This window comes from Kangiella sp. M94 (assembly GCF_054926195.1).
In genome coordinates this window covers 941,890-960,020 of sequence record NZ_CM142903.1, presented here as the reverse complement: position 1 = coordinate 960,020, position 18,131 = coordinate 941,890, and the positions used below count along the sequence as shown (strand labels likewise).

16 protein-coding genes and 1 tRNA gene are annotated in these 18,131 nt (G+C 43.2%); 11 read left to right on the top strand and 6 right to left on the bottom strand.

Annotation, left to right across the window (positions count from 1 at the left end; translation table 11 throughout):
* The first annotated feature begins 33 nt into the window (after window positions 1-33).
* The 6 genes from ACYTXU_RS04455 to ACYTXU_RS04430 all read left to right on the top strand — a co-directional run bounded on the left by ACYTXU_RS04455 (window position 34) and on the right by ACYTXU_RS04430 (window position 5,723).
* The gene (locus ACYTXU_RS04455) at window positions 34-729 is read left to right on the top strand and encodes a CsiV family protein (protein WP_462208663.1); all 696 of its coding nucleotides are present in this window, start codon (window positions 34-36) and stop codon (window positions 727-729) included.
* A 40-nt stretch (window positions 730-769) separates the two neighbouring features.
* Window positions 770-1,912, top strand: a complete 1,143-nt coding sequence (locus tag ACYTXU_RS04450; protein WP_462208661.1) for a saccharopine dehydrogenase family protein — start codon at window positions 770-772, stop codon at window positions 1,910-1,912.
* Between the two features lie 33 nt (window positions 1,913-1,945).
* The gene (locus ACYTXU_RS04445) at window positions 1,946-2,521 is read left to right on the top strand and encodes a plasmid pRiA4b ORF-3 family protein (protein ID WP_462208659.1); all 576 of its coding nucleotides are present in this window, start codon (window positions 1,946-1,948) and stop codon (window positions 2,519-2,521) included.
* Between the two features lie 48 nt (window positions 2,522-2,569).
* Window positions 2,570-2,809: an EF-hand domain-containing protein gene (locus tag ACYTXU_RS04440; RefSeq protein WP_462208658.1), complete on the top strand. Its 240-nt coding sequence runs from the start codon at window positions 2,570-2,572 to the stop codon at window positions 2,807-2,809.
* A 285-nt stretch (window positions 2,810-3,094) separates the two neighbouring features.
* Window positions 3,095-4,615, top strand: coding sequence for an L-piperidine-6-carboxylate dehydrogenase (gene amaB, locus ACYTXU_RS04435; RefSeq protein ID WP_462208656.1), 1,521 nt, complete (start codon window positions 3,095-3,097; stop codon window positions 4,613-4,615).
* A gap of 70 nt (window positions 4,616-4,685) precedes the next feature.
* On the top strand, window positions 4,686-5,723 hold the full coding sequence (locus ACYTXU_RS04430; RefSeq protein ID WP_462208654.1) for a Glu/Leu/Phe/Val family dehydrogenase: 1,038 nt from the start codon (window positions 4,686-4,688) through the stop codon (window positions 5,721-5,723).
* A 78-nt stretch (window positions 5,724-5,801) separates the two neighbouring features.
* On the opposite strand, the gene ACYTXU_RS04425 is transcribed toward ACYTXU_RS04430, so the two are convergent.
* The gene (locus ACYTXU_RS04425) at window positions 5,802-7,028 is read right to left on the bottom strand and encodes a hypothetical protein (protein ID WP_462208652.1); all 1,227 of its coding nucleotides are present in this window, start codon (window positions 7,026-7,028) and stop codon (window positions 5,802-5,804) included.
* A 323-nt stretch (window positions 7,029-7,351) separates the two neighbouring features.
* Window positions 7,352-8,224, bottom strand: a complete 873-nt coding sequence (locus ACYTXU_RS04420) for a DMT family transporter (RefSeq protein WP_462208650.1) — start codon at window positions 8,222-8,224, stop codon at window positions 7,352-7,354.
* A gap of 325 nt (window positions 8,225-8,549) precedes the next feature.
* Here ACYTXU_RS04420 and speD point away from each other — a divergent pair, with 325 nt between their 5' ends.
* From speD to aguB, 5 genes are all read left to right on the top strand, one after another.
* The gene (gene speD, locus ACYTXU_RS04415; protein WP_012801063.1) at window positions 8,550-9,023 is read left to right on the top strand and encodes an adenosylmethionine decarboxylase; all 474 of its coding nucleotides are present in this window, start codon (window positions 8,550-8,552) and stop codon (window positions 9,021-9,023) included.
* 21 nt (window positions 9,024-9,044) lie between these two features.
* Window positions 9,045-9,908: a polyamine aminopropyltransferase gene (speE, locus tag ACYTXU_RS04410; protein ID WP_462208649.1), complete on the top strand. Its 864-nt coding sequence runs from the start codon at window positions 9,045-9,047 to the stop codon at window positions 9,906-9,908.
* 157 nt (window positions 9,909-10,065) lie between these two features.
* A complete protein-coding gene (speA, locus tag ACYTXU_RS04405; protein ID WP_462208647.1) occupies window positions 10,066-12,000 on the top strand; it encodes a biosynthetic arginine decarboxylase in 1,935 nt (644 codons plus the stop codon).
* Window positions 12,001-12,006: 6 nt separating this feature from the next.
* Window positions 12,007-12,990 carry an agmatine deiminase family protein gene (locus ACYTXU_RS04400; RefSeq protein ID WP_462208646.1) on the top strand — a complete coding sequence of 328 codons (984 nt, stop codon included), beginning with the start codon at window positions 12,007-12,009 and terminating at the stop codon, window positions 12,988-12,990.
* A gap of 38 nt (window positions 12,991-13,028) precedes the next feature.
* Window positions 13,029-13,886 (top strand): N-carbamoylputrescine amidase, encoded by an 858-nt coding sequence (aguB, locus tag ACYTXU_RS04395; protein WP_462208645.1) that lies wholly within the window; start codon window positions 13,029-13,031, stop codon window positions 13,884-13,886.
* Between the two features lie 73 nt (window positions 13,887-13,959).
* Here aguB and ACYTXU_RS04390 read toward each other — a convergent pair whose 3' ends face one another.
* The 4 genes from ACYTXU_RS04390 to ACYTXU_RS04375 all read right to left on the bottom strand — a co-directional run bounded on the left by ACYTXU_RS04390 (window position 13,960) and on the right by ACYTXU_RS04375 (window position 18,122).
* Window positions 13,960-14,346, bottom strand: coding sequence for a VOC family protein (locus ACYTXU_RS04390; RefSeq protein WP_462208644.1), 387 nt, complete (start codon window positions 14,344-14,346; stop codon window positions 13,960-13,962).
* Between the two features lie 2 nt (window positions 14,347-14,348).
* A complete protein-coding gene (locus tag ACYTXU_RS04385) occupies window positions 14,349-15,020 on the bottom strand; it encodes a rhodanese-like domain-containing protein (protein WP_462208643.1) in 672 nt (223 codons plus the stop codon).
* 72 nt (window positions 15,021-15,092) lie between these two features.
* Window positions 15,093-15,169, bottom strand: a tRNA-Arg gene (locus ACYTXU_RS04380).
* 76 nt (window positions 15,170-15,245) lie between these two features.
* Window positions 15,246-18,122, bottom strand: a complete 2,877-nt coding sequence (locus ACYTXU_RS04375) for a TonB-dependent receptor plug domain-containing protein (protein ID WP_462208641.1) — start codon at window positions 18,120-18,122, stop codon at window positions 15,246-15,248.
* Window positions 18,123-18,131: the final 9 nt, after the last annotated feature.

Below are 18,131 nucleotides of genomic sequence, written 5' to 3'. Positions count from 1 at the left end.
ATGTGTAAAAAAATCATTACCTTAGCTCTCTTTTTGAGCTTAGCATTCAGCACTAATAGTTCCGTTGCTCAAAGTGTCTTTGATATTGAATTTGTCTTCTTTAAGCGTATTGACCAACAAGATAACTCCGCGCAGGTTAAAGAAACTGAGCTGCCCGATATTGAAACCGAGTATCTATTCAGTCAGCTACCGGAAGAATTTACCCTATTAACAGACTCCGAGTTAAAACTGCATGGCGTTTATGATCGCTTAAAGACCAGTCCAAATATCCGTCCGTTATTACATATCGGTTGGCGTCAACCGCTCCTGGATAAAGCTGAAACACCCTGGTTAGGCTACACAGCAACGGATAATCCAGACGAAAATGGATTAGATGAATTTAATGGTGTTATTCGTTTCAGTCGTAATCAAGGCTTACTGGTTGAACATAAAGTCATAGGCTTTAAGCCACTCAGTTTACCAACGGGCTATGACTATGGACAAAGCGAAGAAGCAGATCCATCGTATGACTATGATGCGGTTGAAGCATTCGCGTTTACTGAGAACCAGGAGCCCATGGTTGACCAGCAAATGCCAGAGCAACTGCACGGCTATTTTGTGCTATCGGAAAGTCGCAAAATCAAACTGGAAGAGTTACATTATTTTGACCACCCTAACATGGGGGTTTTACTTAAGGTCACCCCACATAAAGCAAGCCTGGAAGAACAAGAAGCATTACAAAACCCTTAAACTCACATGACACAGAACAAGAATTTAATCAGGAAGATCCATGAGTAATATTTTAGTCATTGGTGGTGGTATGGTCGGTAGCGTGATTGCACGTGACTTGTCAGAAAAGTTCGACGTTACTATTGCAGATGTTAGTAATACACGCTTGAAGCTTCTTAAAAAAAGACATCCTTCATTCACTACGATGGAGCTTGATGTTACTAATCTTGATGATGTGAAAAATGCGGTAAAGCCTTTTGATATAGTCGTTTGTGGCGTACCCGGGCACTTAGGTTTTAAAGCTCTTAAGAACATCATTGAATCCGGCAAAAATGTTGTCGATATATCTTTTTCCCCTGAAAACTGTTTAGAGTTGGACTACCTTGCCAAGAAACATAAGGTTACCGCTGTAATAGACGCAGGCGTTGCCCCAGGAATGGATAATCTGTTGTTGGGCTTCCACAATAAACGCATGCAGGTCAGTCACTTTGAATGTTTGGTCGGTGGCTTACCCAAAATTCGCAAAAAGCCGTTTGAGTACAAAGCCGCTTTCTCCCCTATTGATGTCATTGAAGAATATACTCGTCCTGCCCGCTTTTTTGAGCAAGGCCGCATGATGACTCGCGACGCATTAAGTGATCGTGAGTTGGTTGAGTTCGATAGGATAGGAACTCTCGAAGCCTTTAACACAGATGGTTTACGCTCTTTGATGTTCACCATGAATAATGTGCCAAACATGAAAGAGAAAACACTTCGCTATCCAGGACATGTCGATGCTATCAGAACCCTCAAAGCCAGTGGTTTTTTCAGCAGAGATAAAGTGTCCGTTCGTGGCCTTGAGGTTACGCCACTCGAAGTCACTTCTGAAATATTAATTAATGAGTGGAAGCTTAAACCGAAAGAAGAAGAGTTCACCATTATGCGTGTCACTATCCGCGGTCAGGAAGGTGAAAAACATAAAGAGTATGTTTACACCATGTATGACGAGTATGACAAGGTTAAACACGAAACCTCAATGGCGCGTACGACAGGCTTCACAGCCAACGCCGTTTGCCAATTGCTAGTGAAAGAAAAATTTGATAAAAGAGGTGTGTTCGCTCCTGAGCATATTGGTGGTCACACCGACTGCTGTAAAACGGTTTTGGATTATCTAGAAGAACGCAAGGTCCGCTACCGTTTAGAAGAAAATGTTTTATCAACCTGAGGCCATAGACGGCTTCATTTGTGAGACGACAACATGTCAACTAAAACGCAAAACATGCTTCACCTGCATATCGAACTGGAACACCTTAACCTTCCGGTTTGGCGGGATATCATCATTGATCCGAACGCTAACCTCGAAGACCTTCATTATGCCATTCAAGCCATTTTTGGTTGGGAAGATTATCAGCAACACGAATTTCTGATAAACGGAAAACGTTATGGATATATCGACCCGGAAGGAGATGGTGATGAAGAGTGGCAAAATGAGGCCAACATTACTATCACCGATGTTTTTAAAAACAAAGATGACAGTATTGAGTATACCTATGACTTTGCTGACCATTGGCATCATAAAATCACTCTCATCGAATTCTTAGAAGCTAAACCCGATACCTACGTTGAGTGCATTGGTGGTAAAAATAACTGCCCTCCTGAAGACGCAGGTGGTGTGGAAGGTTACGAGCACCTGCTCAATGTATTGCGCTCGCCTAACCATTTTGAGCATGAAGAAGTTAAAGAATGGTTCGGTGAAGGATTCTCCCCAAATCACTTTAGTGTCGCGGAGGCTAACGCCAATCTTCAAGACAGCTTTGCCTATGAAGACGAATAATTCAATTCATTCACATCCTGCTAACCCCAAATCGGCTAAGGAGACCCAATGAAGCCATTAACGGATCAATATATTCAAGACGTTAAAGAACATTTTGATTATTTCGATACGGATAATAACGGCCAAATCGATCTCAAGGAGTTCGAACGCCTGCTGAGGGTTTTGTCACCCGATGCAACGGTTGAACAGGTTAAGCGCGGTTTTGATTTGGTAGATAAAAACCACGATACCCATATTGAGTTCGATGAGTTCCTGGAGTGGTGGGAAACTTGCTGGTGGGAGTTCTAAGCTCCCAATCAACTCATCGAGCTAACCCCTTGAGCTATAAAGGCGTGTTTCAACAAAAATGCGCCTTTTCATTAATAAATCTAATCAATTAACAACCACCCATAACCCCAGCCGATATAACAGCTCTGACCAGCGCAATCATTGACTAATCTTTAACCAGCAAAACCAAAATTAACTGGCGAAAATTGCCCTCTGGTGGTATGGTAGCGCCGCAAAATTATTTATCGCTAAAGTAGTCTAAACTTAGTTACTTTAGTGTAGTTTTAACTGAATTTAGAGGTATTTATGGATTTTTTGAAAGAGCTAGGTATCGAAGCCGTCAACCAGTCAGCAAGTTGGGGCCAAGGTTACACCGACACTCAAGACGCAGGGGTAATTGAATCGATCAATCCTGCAACTGGCGAAGTAATTGCCAAAGTTAACGCCAGTTCTGCAACAGATTACGATAAAGTTATGCAAGAAGCTGAAGCTGCTTTTGACGAGTGGCGTAAAGTTCCAGCCCCTCTACGCGGTGAGCTTGTTCGCAAAATTGGTAATGCCTTACGCGACCACAAAGATGCTTTAGGTAGCCTGGTTTCTGCTGAAATGGGTAAAATCAAAGCCGAAGGTGATGGCGAAGTTCAGGAAATGATTGATATGGCAGATTTCGCCGTAGGTCAATCTCGTATGTTGTATGGTAAAACCATGCACTCTGAGCGCCCTGAGCACCGCATGTACGAGCAATGGCATCCACTAGGTATCACTGGTGTTATGTCGGCGTTTAACTTCCCGGTTGCCGTTTGGTCCTGGAACGCTTTCATCGCAGCTATCTGTGGTAATACAGTGGTTTGGAAACCATCTCCAAAGACTCCTCTTACAGGAATCGCTGTACAAAACATCTGTAACAAAGTTCTAGAAGAAGCAGGCCTTAAAGGCATCTTCTGTTTGTTCATCGATACTGAAGAGAATAAGTTATCACAGCGTTTCATTGAAGACGCTCGCGTTAAGAAAATGTCTTTCACAGGTTCAAGTGAAGTTGGTCGTATGGTTGGCGTTAAAGTCGCTGAGCGTATGGGTAAAAGCTTGCTTGAGCTTTCAGGTAACAACGCACTTATCCTTGATAAAACAGCAGATATGGACATTGCAGTTCCTGCAATCGTATTTGGTGCGGTTGGTACAGCCGGTCAACGTTGTACTTCAACGCGTCGCCTAATCGTACACAAAGATGTTGCGGATCAAGTTATCCCAGCAATCGTTAATGCATATAAGCAAGTTAAAATTGGCAACCCATTAGATACTAATACATTGATGGGCCCGCTAGTTGATGCTAATGCCGTTAAGAATTTCGAGAATGCAGTCGCTAAAGCTAAAGAAGCTGGCGGTGAAGTTCTAGTTGGTGGTAAAGCGATTGATGGCCCAGGTTTCTTCATCGAGCCTACGGTTATTCGCGCCGAAAACCACTGGGATGTTGTACAAACAGAAACTTTTGCTTCTATTCTTTACGTCATGACTTACGAAACGACTGAAGAAGCTATTGCGATGCAAAATCACTCTAAAGCTGGTCTTTCTTCAGCTATCTTCACACGTGATATGAAAGTTGCTGAGAAGTTCCTTTCTGCGCTAGGTTCTGACTGTGGTATCGCTAACGTCAATATCGGTACTTCTGGTGCTGAAATTGGTGGTGCCTTCGGTGGTGAAAAAGAAACTGGCGGTGGTCGTGAAGCTGGTTCTGATGCATGGAAAGCGTACATGCGTCGTCAAACTAACACCATCTTCTGGGGTGACCAACCCACTCTGGCTCAGGGCATCAAGTTCGACCTGGGTTAATCATTGTATTTAATTGAAGCCGCAATTTTTGCGGCTTCCCTTGTTTATATCCTTATTAAAGGAGTTCTTTATGGCAGTTTTTAATCTACGTGCATACGACGATCACGAACAAATCGTTTTTTGTCGTGATGTTGACTCTGGCTTGAAGGCCATTATCTGTGTTCACAACACCAACCTGGGTCCAGCGGTTGGCGGTTGTCGTATGTGGGATTATAACTCTGACGAAGGCGCACTGATTGATGCTTTACGCCTATCGCGCGGCATGACTTACAAAAATGCTATGGCTGGCCTGAAAATGGGTGGCGGCAAGTCTGTCATTATCGGTAACTCTAAGACCATGAAATCTGAAGAGCTATTCCGTGCATTCGGTCGCTTTGTTGAGAAGTTAAGCGGTAAGTACATTACTGCGGAAGATGTGGGTATCAATCCAAACGATATGGCCATCGTCAATAAAGAAACCAATTACGTTTTAGGTTTGGAAGGCAAGTCAGGTGACCCTTCTCCGGTAACTGCCTACGGCGTTTATAAAGGTATTAAAGCAGCAGCCAAACATAAATTTGGTAGCGATGATTTAAATGGTCGTAAAATCTCCGTACAGGGTTTAGGCCATGTAGGTTATTACCTGTGCAAACACTTGCATGAAGAAGGTGCCAAATTATTTGTTACCGATATCAGCAAAGAAAGCATTGAACGCGTAGTAAGCGAGTTTAATGCGACTGCAGTAGGTATTGATGATATCTATGGTTTAGATGTTGATATTTATGCACCCTGCGCTTTAGGTGCAGTCATTAATGACAACACTCTTCCACAGATTAAAGCATCAGTCATTGCCGGTGCCGCAAACAACCAGCTAGCCGAAGATCGTCATGGCGACATTCTGCTTAGCAAAGGTATCTTGTATGCACCTGATTATGTCATCAATGCTGGTGGTATCATTAACGTATCATTCGAAGAAAACTATAATCGTGATGCTGCGTTGACCAAAGTTGATGAGATTTATGGCACTCTAACTGAAGTGTTCGAAGCCTCGAAGCTTAGCGGACGCCCTACTAACGTGATTGCTGATGAATTAGCACGTCAACGTGTAGCAGATGCAAAAAACAAATAATTCAGACACTTTTAAAGAAGTTTGAATAAAAAAACGGGCTTTATAGCCCGTTTTTTTTATGCCTGTTAAAAATAGTCGCTAATCAATCGCATATTGGAAATAAATACGGTAAGCCGTCGACCAGATTGGATAATCCACTCTCACCAGATAAGCAGCGTAATCTTTGCGATCACATCCGGTCACGGTAAATAGCGTATCCACAAGCTCATTGGCCATTGGATACTTTAGCTTCTCTGAAAAATTTGTATCGTTGCTCGAAAGAACCAAATCAGCTTCATCATGAAAACGGTCATACCACAGAGCGTCAGGACTCGTAATCATTGTTGCCAGCTGAGTATTCATCGAATAAATACCCGCGTTAGCGACACTGCGCATGGCATAACTACGCTCCAGGAAGCACACCATATACAAACTCTTAACTGGCGTTCTTACTTGCACACTAACGCAGCTAGCTTTCTTACCGCCGTAAAAAGGACCCAATTGCTCTTCGGGATAATTTTTCATGGCTGCAATGTTAAAACCATCGGCTTGTTCTGGTGTTGCCGGAATAATGACTGAGTTTTCTCCACGAGTGAACTCATCGATGCTCTTAACGACACTGGGACTTGTCAGTTCTTCGATTAATGAGACGCTAGCCAGTTTATCCGCCACTTTATCATCCTGAGAAATAAGTTCTGGCTTTCCTAACTCAAGCTTTTGCTCAGAAGGACCAACCGGAATGACCAAAGGACGTGCAGTTTCAGTTTTTTCGCAATTATCAAAAAAGGTCAACGTATATTGCTGCAAGAACTTATGGTCTAGCTCATTCTCCTTAAGAATACAGGCAAAGAACAGATTTTCCATCTGCTCCCCTGTAACCGCTCGAGATGCTTCAAAAAGTGCTTTTCGTTGATCGGACTTATTACCCTGAGTTTGGGCACTCTTATCAGAAGATTTGATAAGTGCTTTCAGTGCTGAGTGACTTCGAGAGTATTCATAAATCAGGTTTTCAAAGCGAACCACCATAGCTCTGGCTTCTTCTACTAACTTGGCATTCACTTTATGTTCCTCTGCCAAATCAATAAAACCTCGTAAACCTGCGGGACCAGGGAGTGAGTGAATGACCTGAAGCCCATCCACTGCTTTATTGATAGTTTCTACCATTCTCTGACAGGTAGATTTGTTAGCATTGAGCCAATTAGCCATACCGGTGATGGTTTTGGCATGATTTGGAAAGTCATCGACTAAATTGGATAGGCCGTTTTTAATTCGCTCGCCTTCGCGGTCAATGAGAGCTAATTCTGAGCGGGATAATGTTTTACTCACAGTACTGCCTTCTTGTTTTGATACACTGTCATATAAATCGGTACATTATGACATAATCTATTGTTTATCTCATATACTATAAGATAAAAAACAGCAAATTTGCATTAATGTCTTTACATGACAAGTCGTACACGCATCATATCATTATTTATCCTTAACAACTTAGCCCTGATGAATAACATTCTGTCATGTCTAAATGCACCATATCTTCACGTTTAGCAAGGAACGGTGCAGAATAATGATGTGAAGAATATCAACAAAATACAAAAAGATATAGTACTGGATAAACATATGCTGCTCCCAAAATAGCTTGGAGTATCTGCCTATAAAACAGAACTATGCTTACGGCTGGAACGGAACCAAATACCAAGAATATTGGCAAAAATAATCAACCCAGCTCCAAATAGCTGTTGGGGTGATAGAAGCTCATCCAAAAAGACAAAACTGAACAGCATGGCGATAGGAACATAAAGATAATAAACCACCGAAGTGACTACATGATTCAACTCGGTACTTACCTTAATCCAAAGGCTATGAGCTACCAGCGTACAGACAACGCCCAACACTATTAGCCCTACCCAACTCTCTTTGGGAATCCCCCATTCAACCTGTGGTAGACCAAAGCTGAAAATAACCATAGCTACAAAGAACTGACCAAAAGTTCGTCGCTCACCATTAATATGACGATATTTCTGATGCATGAGGGGTAGCAAGGCATATAAGAAACCGGATATCACCGCAAGGATAAGTCCGATAGTCATGCCGTCATTAATATCGAATTCAGGCACAACCATATAAACGCCGACAAAAGCCAGTAATACACAGAAAAGCTCCAGCCAGTGTGGAGGTTGCTTATGTACAAGCCAGCCCAACAGCAGTAAATGCGCACCAAAGGTGGAAACGCCAATCGCAGCTATAGAAGCTGTTGAAAGTTGAATACTATAAAAATAAGTGAGCCAGTGGGTGGCGAACACTAAACCCAATAAAAAGATGAATATCCAGTTCTCACGACGTGCAATAAGAGGCTTTCGGGTTAACCCGGCAAGCAACACCAGGCCAACGACACTGACTGCAAGCCGAAAAGCTCCGATCAGCCACGGATCGACCTCAATATATTTGATAATAACCGGCACCATAGCCATCAAAAAGACAGCTAAAACAGCCAACAAAACCAAGCGCCAATAGTGCGTATTCATTCTTTTAAAATCAACTAGTTATTTAGATATCTTGATAAATGCATTTAAATTTTATCGGGATACAAAGGCTGCATTCTTTCACAACCAATTTATAACCGGTAGTTTTTTCATTATTTCCACTCGAATTTTCTTGCATTTTTCGCTAAACAAAGTATAAAGCACATTCCATTTTGTGCTGATTGATTATTTTTTGCGCATGATGAGCCCTTCGGGCCAACATGACATAGTCAGCACGCCTGGTAGGTCTGGGAAGTTTCTATCGTTACGCCCCCAGAAATTTGTAAATAAGCTTGTTTATGGCTTCCCTGTATAGGAGATTAAAGAAGTGTATAAAGACTTCGACTATAACCAAGAGATTGATCCTACTGGCGCAACAGAAACTCAGTGGCCTTCTTTTAAGAACGTCAACGAGAACGATGAGCGAAACGATCATTTCATACACAGAAACGGCAAAATTTTTGCGGGCACTCATTTGATCATTGATCTTTGGGGCGCGTCAAAGCTTGATAACCTACAACTGATGGAACAAGCTTTCCGTGAGTCTGTAGTTGAATGTGGCGCAACTTTGTTGCACATCCACATGCACCACTTCACACCTAATGGCGGAATTTCAGGTGTTGCCGTTTTAGCAGAATCACATATCAGTGTGCACACTTGGCCAGAGCGCGATTATGCTGCGTTCGATGTCTTTATGTGTGGTGACGCTGAACCTCATAAAGCGGTAGAAATCCTGCGCAAAGCATTCCACCCTTCGAAAATCGAAGTGAGTGAAATCTTGCGTGGACAAGTTGAGAAATAAAGCCTAAGGCAATTAATCGACATGGCAAAAAGATTTATCGAAACCCTGTACAGTACTTACGGGCAGAGCTTCATTGTTGATGAAGTTTTGTTCGAAAGTAAAACCGATCATCAGCACCTGATCATTTTTAAAAATGATCAGTTTGGCAATGTGATGGCGCTGGATGGGGTTATTCAAACCACTGAGAAAGACGAGTTCATTTATCACGAGATGCTGACTCATGTGCCGCTTTTTGCGCATGGCAATGCAAAACGAGTCTTGATTATCGGTGGCGGCGATGGCGGTATCCTACGCGAAGTATTGCGTCACCCTGAAGTTGAACAGGTCACGATGGTAGAGATTGATGCTGCCGTTGTGGATATGTGTAAGCAATACTTTCCGAAGCACTCTGACGGTGCTTTTGATGATCCGCGGGTTAATCTTGTGATTGCTGATGGCGTTGACTTTATTGTGAATAATGCTACTTCTGAGAACGGTGAAAAGTTTGATGTCATTATTTCTGACTCAACCGATCCGGAAGGCCCGGGCGAAGTGCTCTTTAGCTCACGTTTCTATCAAGGCTGTAAAAACAGCTTGAATGAAGGTGGCGTATTAGCAACCCAGAACGGTGTTAGCTTCATGCAGATTGATGAAGTCAAAACGACTTACAATCGCTTCCAGGGTATTTTCCAGGATCGCTGGTTCTATGTTACTGCGGTACCGACTTATATCGGTGGTAATATGACGCTTTCCTGGGGTAGTGATGATGCAACGTTACGTCAGCATTCGGTCGAGACCATTCGAGAGCGATTTAGTAAGGCTAACTTTAGTACCAGGTACTATAACCCTGAACTGCACGTCGCCAGCTTTGCCCTGCCCCAATATGTGATTGAGGCGCTCAAGTAAAGCGTGCAAGAAGACCAAAAGGCGAACTTAGACAGTTCGCCTTTTTTGTATCTGATGTATAGAAATGATAGTTTTATGTGCTAACAAGGTATATAAAGTTTATCTATTTTCACGGTATCGACAGCACTCTGTCGGACTTTAAGGAGATCGAAATCTAATGCCATTAGAGCTACAAGACGCATGGTCAATTGACAAAGCCCGCGCCCACTACAACCTTCCTTACTGGAGCGAAGGCTATTTCGACTTGAATGAGCAAGGAAATCTGGTGGTAAAGCCAAATCGCAACCGTCCAGAGTTTAACTTTGAGCTTTCAGATATCTGCAAAGAGTTGCAAAAGAAAGGCTTTCAGATGCCTGCCCTGCTTCGCTTTGGTGATATTTTGCATAATCGCGTCAATAGTTTGTGCGAAGCTTTTAATCAGGCGATCAAAGAATACGAGTTTCAGGGCCGCTATACCATCTGCTATCCGATAAAGGTCAATCAGCAGCGTCGCGTGGTCGAAGAAATTGTGCAAAGCCAGGCAGCAATTAACAATAACAACGACAAGCAGATTGGACTTGAAGCTGGTAGTAAACCAGAGTTGATGGCTGTTCTTGCTCTATCTGAGCACACCAACTCAACCATTGTCTGTAATGGCTATAAAGACCGTGAGTACATCCGTACTGCTTTAATTGGTACGCAACTTGGTCATAAGGTTTATATCGTCGTAGAAAAGCTGACAGAGCTTCAGTTAGTGCTGGAAGAAGCAGAAAGCATGGGCGTTAAGCCAACTATTGGCGTGCGCGCTCGTTTAGCCTCTAAGGGCGAATCGAAATGGCAAACCTCGGGCGGTGATCACTCAAAGTTTGGTTTATCCGCCAGCCAGATTTTGCGTTTGGTTGAGACGCTTCAAGCCAGCGACCAAGTGGACATATTCAAACTATTGCACTTCCACCTGGGTTCACAAATCACCTCAATTCGTGACATCCAGAATGCACTTAAGGAATGTGCTCGTTTTTATGCTGAGCTGCATGCGCTTGGCGTGCCTGTCGAAACCGTAGACGTTGGTGGTGGTCTTGGTGTTGATTATGAAGGTACTCGCAGCCAAAGCCATTGCTCAATCAACTATAGCTTGTCTGAATACGCCAATAACGTGGTGTGGGCTTTTTATGATGTTGCTAATGAGAATGACCTGCCGCATCCAAATATTATTACAGAATCTGGACGCGCTCTAACTGCACACCATGCGGTACTGATTGCCAATGTGATTGATTCTGAGGCTCCTGAAAAAGTCGAGTTAGAAGCCCCTTCCGAAGATGCGCCGTTGATTTTGCAGAATCTATGGGAAAGCTATCAAGAAGCACTTAACCCAAAAGATAATCGTAAGCTGATGGAAAGCTTCCATGATGCCGGATACTTGCTGACAGAAGCTCAAGGCATGTTCAGCCACCAGGTATTGTCCTTGGCCGAACGAGCGATGGCTGAGCGCCTGCACCGTATGATTTTAATGCTGGTGAAAGAAAAATTAGTGCCCGAAATTCAGGAGCATCAAAATACGTTAGACGAATTAAATGAAAAACTGGCGAGCAAATATTTCGTTAACTTTTCAATATTCCAGTCCTTGCCCGACGCTTGGGCGATTGATCAGATATTCCCAGTGATGCCGTTAGTCGGTCTGAAAGATGAGCCAAAAGAAAGCGTGATTATTCAGGATATCACCTGTGACAGTGATGGCGTATTGGAGCAGTATGTTAATGCACAGGGCATTACCCCTACTTTGCTACTGCCTACTTACACACCAGGCGATGAATATTTGCTCGGCTTCTTTATGGTCGGTGCCTATCAGGAAATTTTAGGTGACATGCATAATCTGTTCGGTGATACCCACACCATCGATCTGATACTTACTGAAAGTGGCGAAATCAAAATCACCGGCACTGACTACGGCTCTGGTGTTGATGAAATGCTCGAGTATGTCGATTTCGATGCAAAATCAATATTGGAATCTTACCGTCGCCAGCTCAAAGCAAGCAACCTTGAGCAAGCACAACAACGTCAATACCTGGCAGAATTACGTGAAGGTATTTATGGCTACAGCTATTTAGAGGATTAGACTGAAATGACTCAGTTGAATAGACGTTGGCCAGCAGAATGGGAAGCTCACCAAGCTACCTGGATGGCCTGGCCGTGTCGCACTGAAATTTGGACTAATGGTTTAGAGAAAGCACAATTAGCTTTTGCTGAAGTAGCTAATACAATTGCTGACTATGAGCCATTGTTTATGCTGGTTAAGCCTGAGCATAAAGCTTTTGCCACAAAAAAACTCAGTAGCTCCATTACTTTGGTGGAGATGGCAATTGATGATAGCTGGACGCGCGATACAGCTCCAATCTGGATTGCTGAAAACGGCAAACCATTGGCTTTAGATTTTCAATTTAACGCCTGGGGCAATAAGTTCTCACCTTATGATAATGATGCCAAAGTTGCTGACAAAATCATCAACTATAGCGGTAGCCAATCGCGTCAGCTGGATATGGTGTTAGAAGGCGGTGCGGTTCACTCAAATGGGCAAGGTATTATTTTGACGACCAAAGAGTGTTTGCTAAACCCTAACCGTAACCCATCAATGAACCAGCAACAGATTGAAGAGGTTTTACTGGAGCAGTTTGGTGCTGACCGGATCGTATGGTTGGAGAAAGGTGTTGCTGGCGATGTGGATACTGATGGGCATATCGACAATATTGCCTGCTTTATTGAGAGTGATTTAGTCATCAGTCAAAACTGTGACGCATCGAGCGAAAACTATAGTATCTACGAAGACAACCGCAGGATTCTTCGCGACAATAATTTGAAACTGATTGAGATCTCTGAGCCTGAAGCGCGTTATGAAGATGGGCTTCGCGCACCTCTTTCGTATATAAACTTTTATATTGCCAATGATGCAATCATTATGCCGTCTTTCGATTGCAAACAAGATGATGAAGCAAAATCTGTATTAACAGACTTGTTTCCTCATCGAAGTATTCATCAAATTAATGCCAACGAAATTCTAGTCGGTGGCGGTGGCATTCACTGCATAACTATGCAGCAACCCCAAATTTAATCAGCTCATACATTCGAGTCTTTATAGGTGAAAACACTATGAGAAAAGTAACTTTTGCAGCAACCCAGTTTGCGGTCAGTGCAGACTTTGATGAGAACATTGCTAAAGGCGAAACGCTAGTCAAGCAAGCAGCAGAACAAGGCGCAAACGCCATTCTTTTGCAGGAATTGTTTGCAGGCTATTACTGGTGCAAAGATCAGGACCCTAAATATTTCGATTGGGCTGAGCCATACCCTGGCAGCCGTGTACTACAGCATTTTTCTACGGTTGCTAAACAGTTAGGTGTCGTTTTACCAATCAGCTACTTTGAAAAAGCCGGTAATGCCCATTTTAATTCTCTGGCCATGATCGATGCTGACGGTACCATTATGGATAACTACCGCAAAATGCACATCCCAGATGGACACGGCTATCAGGAAAAGTTTTATTTCTCACCCGGTGATACAGGTTTTAAAGTGTGGGACACCAAGTTTGGCCGCATGGGCTCAGCTATCTGCTGGGATCAATGGTTCCCGGAAGCAGCTCGCATTCTTGCCTTGCAAGGTGCTGAAGTGATTTATTACCCCACTGCGATTGGCTCTGAACCACAAGACCCAAACTGGGATTCACGTGAGCACTGGCAACGCGTAATGCAAGGCCACAGTGGCGCCAACATGATTCCTGTAGTGGCTTCAAACCGTATAGGCACTGAACAGGGTGAAACCTGTGGCATCACTTTCTATGGCTCATCATTTATCACGGATCCATTTGGTGCCAAAGTCCAAGAAATGGATAAAACCAGTGAAGGAGTTCTTTGTCAGGAGTTTGACTTAGACCAGGTAGCGAAACAACGTGCTAGCTGGGGCTTATTCAGAGACCGTCGTCCGGAGTATTACGGACGTATTACTCAGTTCTGACACCCTACTTCAATAAAAAAGCCCAGCAACTCGCTGGGCTTTTTCGTAACACTTTCGTAACAAGAGGAGCTACTTATTGTTGCTCTGGCATTTGCCATAATTCAACTTTGTTTCCTTCCGGATCCATAAACCAGGCAAACTTACCAAAACCGTCCTCCACAGCAATATCGCCAACTTGCTTACCACCATTAGCGATAACCTGCTTAATACAGGCTGCCACATCATCGACCATTAGGTTAATCATGAAGTCTTTTTGCGACGGTGCAAAATAATCGGTATCCGATTTAAACGCTCCCCAAACGGTATAGCCCTCTTTAGGGATATTTGTCGCAGGAAAACTGGTACCGCCATAACTGGGATCGATCTTAAAACCCAAAGCTTTATCATACCATTCGCCTAGTGCTTCTCTATCTTTGCACTTAAAGAAAACACCACCGATACCTAATACTTTTCCATTCATAATCAATCCAATAACTTATCCAGGCTATCTTCATTAACACCATTTAAAACATCGGTGTAACCCAGTTCCTTTAAAGCGTCTTTAGCCTTACCGGCTCGATTCCCAGACCGACAATAAACAATTATGACTTGGTCTTTTTCTAAATCCAGCTCCGAAATTCGCTCAGCGACAGTATCCACCGGTAGGTTAACAGCTCCGGAGTAATGACTATTGTTATATTCACCTTCTGTGCGAACATCAATAATGGTCACATCATCCAAAGCCCCCTCTTCAAACACAATCAGACGCGTATCAAAATCTTGCGGATCAAGTTTGGCATCATCAGAAGGTTGCGGATCGAATGACACCAACCCGATGGTCACATCACCAAATTGACGAACGGAATCATCAGAAGTATTCACAGCGAAAGACTCCGCTGAGGTCGGTGTTGAGTAAATAAAATTAAGCGTTGCCTGTCCCTCCGTTACACACTGGGCTCCCTTGGGACATCTGGAATCATTGGCTATCTCTAAAAACTCTATCGAAGAATCTTTAAAAACAACCTTCTCACCAACTGAAACGATAAACTCTGCAGCTTGTAATTTAGTCTGTTCAGCATCCTCAGTTGGCCCAGAGGCACAGGATGCAAGAAAGTAGGTAATAGATAATAGTAAAGCTAACTTTAAATTTTGCATACTCGATCCTATGAATTTATGTCATCAATAAAAGTCATTGTGATACGAGAGATAAATAGAATCAAGGAAGAATGGCACCCCCGACAGGATTCGAACCTGTTACCTTCCCCTTAGGAGGGGGACGCTCTATCCAGATGAGCTACGGGGGTTAAGGGAACAAATGATTATAATGTATCTCAAACAAAAAAACGCCCCATAACGGGGCGTTTTTATCCTTCTTACCTATTAAAAATTATAAGTAGCTTCAAGATAAAGCTCTCTTCCAATACCAGCACCGGCATACACAAAGTGGTTATACCATGGGTAATCGAAGAATTGGAAAGTTTCATCTTTAGGCGGCTTAGCGTTAAACAAATTTCTAACTCTCAAGCCAGTTGAGAAACTATCAGACCAGTTATAATTAGCCGTGAAGTTATAGGTGATATAAGGACGCATACGATAATCACTGTCAGGATCACGTTGACTTGGTCGCCATGCTGTTACACCACCACGGCGGAACGCTGTAAGTGCCACTCGGTAGTCATCAGCTGCCCATGCCATAGTAGCAGTAACTCGAGAACGAGGATCCCACCCGCCAAGAAACTCATCGTCTCTTAGATCGACTTCAGGGCTATCCTCACTCGACTGATACTTGTTAGATAACATATGACTATAATCAACATTAAACTCAAGTCGTCCAGTATCAAAACTATGCCCCCAACGAAGGCTAGCATCTAAGCTATCAATCTCGGTTACAGCCGCGTTAAATGGCGTAACATTTAATCTTGAGATGTAAGAAATACCAGTATTTGGATCTACCTCACGATCAATTCTAGCATTGTTGTCTGCGCACTGTTCAGCTGGTACATCGCCAGTAATACAGTTCCACTCTTCTCTTAACAGACCAGAAGCACTTTCAGTTAAAACACGGTCCTCCAAACGAATACGGTTCAAAGTAGCCATAATAGTAAGATCGTCTGTCAAATCCGTTGAGAAACCAAACCATGCTGAGTAGCCTGTTTCATCTTTAAGTGGCTCACCGCCAAGCTCTTGGGCACCGACACGTTCAGCAAATATCGTTGATGAAGTACATCCACTGATATCAAAGTCTGATGGAGGAAGATCGCCTGGGGTTAAACCATTCTCAAATAGGAACGATTCATAACACTGCACTAAATCAGTGCCTCCGGTATAAAAACCTGTGGTTGTATACACCTGATTTAGGTCAGGCGCTCTGAAACTTCCGGTATAACCACCACGAAGCAAGAACTCATCTATTGGTCTCCAAGTAAAGCTCAAGGAAGGAGTCGTTCTTGTTCCAATTGATGATGACTGGCTATCATAACTATCAACACGAGCAGCTAAGTTCAGCTCAAAAGTATCGTGTAGCGGAATCAATAGCTCACCACCTACTGCATATCGACTTCTGTCACCGCCACCTTGATAACCTGTTAGCTTCCACCAACCAGAACCTGTTAGGTTGGGTAATGGCGGATCCTGTGAGATACGCTCATCAGGAACAAATTTGAAGTCCTGCTTTTCATACTCAAAAACTGCAGCATAACTTACCGTTCCAGCCCAGTTATCAAACCAATCACCCGTAATATTGAAGTTTGCACTGGTTGATGATGTTTCATTACCGTAAGTATGCGTACCGATAGCATTTTGAACTAAAGGACGAGTTGTGTCGTCTAGAGGCGCAAAAAGGTTATCACGCAAACCAAATGGAACCCCTGTTCCAGACCACCAGTCATCCCCAAAGAAGCCAGTTCCCAGGTAGTCGCCAAGGAATACATTTAACACCTCTTCAGCTTTCCACCAAGGGCTCGCTGAATTATATTCATAATCAGAACGATTAAGTGCAGCTTCCCACTGGTGCTCACCTAAGAAACCATTGGCACCGACAGTAAAGCTCAAAGACTCATCTTCGAACTGACTATCCAAATTCATACCTAATTCTTCTTCAGTAAATAAGCGCTGAGCAAGGAACCAATCGTAATAATTGAAACCAAACCCTGTATCTACAATAGTAGAAGTATCAAGAATATCTTCTGATATGAATAAGTAATGACTGTTATTAGCTGACTCACTTTGATAATACAAAATATCGGCAAATAGCTGCACATCATTATTTAATCGGTAATCGCCATGCACAAATAAAGAGTGAGACTCCTTGGCATTTCTGAAAGAAGATTGAGCGGCACCATCATCACCACAGAAGTAACCGGCAACTGGCCTAAAAGCTCGCTCCGTGCCATTTTCCATTGACTCACAAGTGCCCGCCTGAGGGTCGACGTAATACTCACGACCATTTAGGTTATCCCACCAGTTTAGGCCCAGTACATAGCGTGTAAGGACACCGTCTCCATATGGGTAGTCAAGATCTGAGTCGTAATCATCGAACTCCCCAGAAGTAATCAAGTCTCTATCGGTATACTGATAAGCAAGGGTTACATTACCATTATCAAAAGTCTTACCGGTAACAAGCTTGAATTGAGTATCCAATGGATTGGAATCTGCTTCTGTTGGGGTACCAACGATCAAGTTGACTGTAGTACTATCGACATCATCTCTAAGAATAATATCAACAACCCCTGCAACGGCGTCAGAACCATAAATAGCAGAAGCACCTGTGCTCAATACACGAATTTCTTTAACAGCTGCCGCCGGAATAGCACCAAAGTTAAATACAGATGTATCAGATTGATATGCAGCTGGATAAGAAGAAATGCGTCGCCCATTAAGTAGCAATAAGGTATTACCAACACCGATACCTCTTAAATTTAATGTTTGCACATCTGGAGTAAAGCCACTGGAGAACTCAGGCCCCTCAAATTGGAAACTGCTGTTTTGAGTTAAGTTTGTTAGAGCGTCAAAAACCGTAACATGCCCCTGCTCAGCCATGTCTTCGTTAGTAATGACGGTTACAGGCTGAGCCCCCTCAATCGCAGTTCTCTTAATACGAGAACCAATAACTGTTACTTTCTCGACCTTATCTTCCTCTGCTCCCTCTTCCTGCTCTTCCGCAGCATTAACTTGCACGCTGAAAGCTAAAGAGGCAGAAGCGGTTGCTAATAAAGCCATTTTGACAGCATTAGCAATGCGACTATTTTTAATTGTCATCAGAACCCT

Excerpts from the sequence above, each read along its gene's own strand:
- ACYTXU_RS04450 (WP_462208661.1), top strand. The coding sequence starts at position 770 with ATGAGTAATATTTTAGTCATTGGTGGTGGTATGGTCGGTAGCGTGATT.
- ACYTXU_RS04445 (WP_462208659.1), top strand. The coding sequence starts at position 1,946 with ATGTCAACTAAAACGCAAAACATGCTTCACCTGCATATCGAACTGGAA.
- ACYTXU_RS04440 (WP_462208658.1), top strand. The coding sequence starts at position 2,570 with ATGAAGCCATTAACGGATCAATATATTCAAGACGTTAAAGAACATTTT.
- amaB (WP_462208656.1), top strand. The coding sequence starts at position 3,095 with ATGGATTTTTTGAAAGAGCTAGGTATCGAAGCCGTCAACCAGTCAGCA.
- ACYTXU_RS04430 (WP_462208654.1), top strand. The coding sequence starts at position 4,686 with ATGGCAGTTTTTAATCTACGTGCATACGACGATCACGAACAAATCGTT.
- ACYTXU_RS04420 (WP_462208650.1), bottom strand. The coding sequence starts at position 8,224 with ATGAATACGCACTATTGGCGCTTGGTTTTGTTGGCTGTTTTAGCTGTC.
- speE (WP_462208649.1), top strand. The coding sequence starts at position 9,045 with ATGGCAAAAAGATTTATCGAAACCCTGTACAGTACTTACGGGCAGAGC.
- speA (WP_462208647.1), top strand. The coding sequence starts at position 10,066 with ATGCCATTAGAGCTACAAGACGCATGGTCAATTGACAAAGCCCGCGCC.
- ACYTXU_RS04400 (WP_462208646.1), top strand. The coding sequence starts at position 12,007 with ATGACTCAGTTGAATAGACGTTGGCCAGCAGAATGGGAAGCTCACCAA.
- aguB (WP_462208645.1), top strand. The coding sequence starts at position 13,029 with ATGAGAAAAGTAACTTTTGCAGCAACCCAGTTTGCGGTCAGTGCAGAC.
- ACYTXU_RS04390 (WP_462208644.1), bottom strand. The coding sequence starts at position 14,346 with ATGAATGGAAAAGTATTAGGTATCGGTGGTGTTTTCTTTAAGTGCAAA.
- ACYTXU_RS04385 (WP_462208643.1), bottom strand. The coding sequence starts at position 15,020 with ATGCAAAATTTAAAGTTAGCTTTACTATTATCTATTACCTACTTTCTT.
- ACYTXU_RS04375 (WP_462208641.1), bottom strand. The coding sequence starts at position 18,122 with ATGACAATTAAAAATAGTCGCATTGCTAATGCTGTCAAAATGGCTTTA.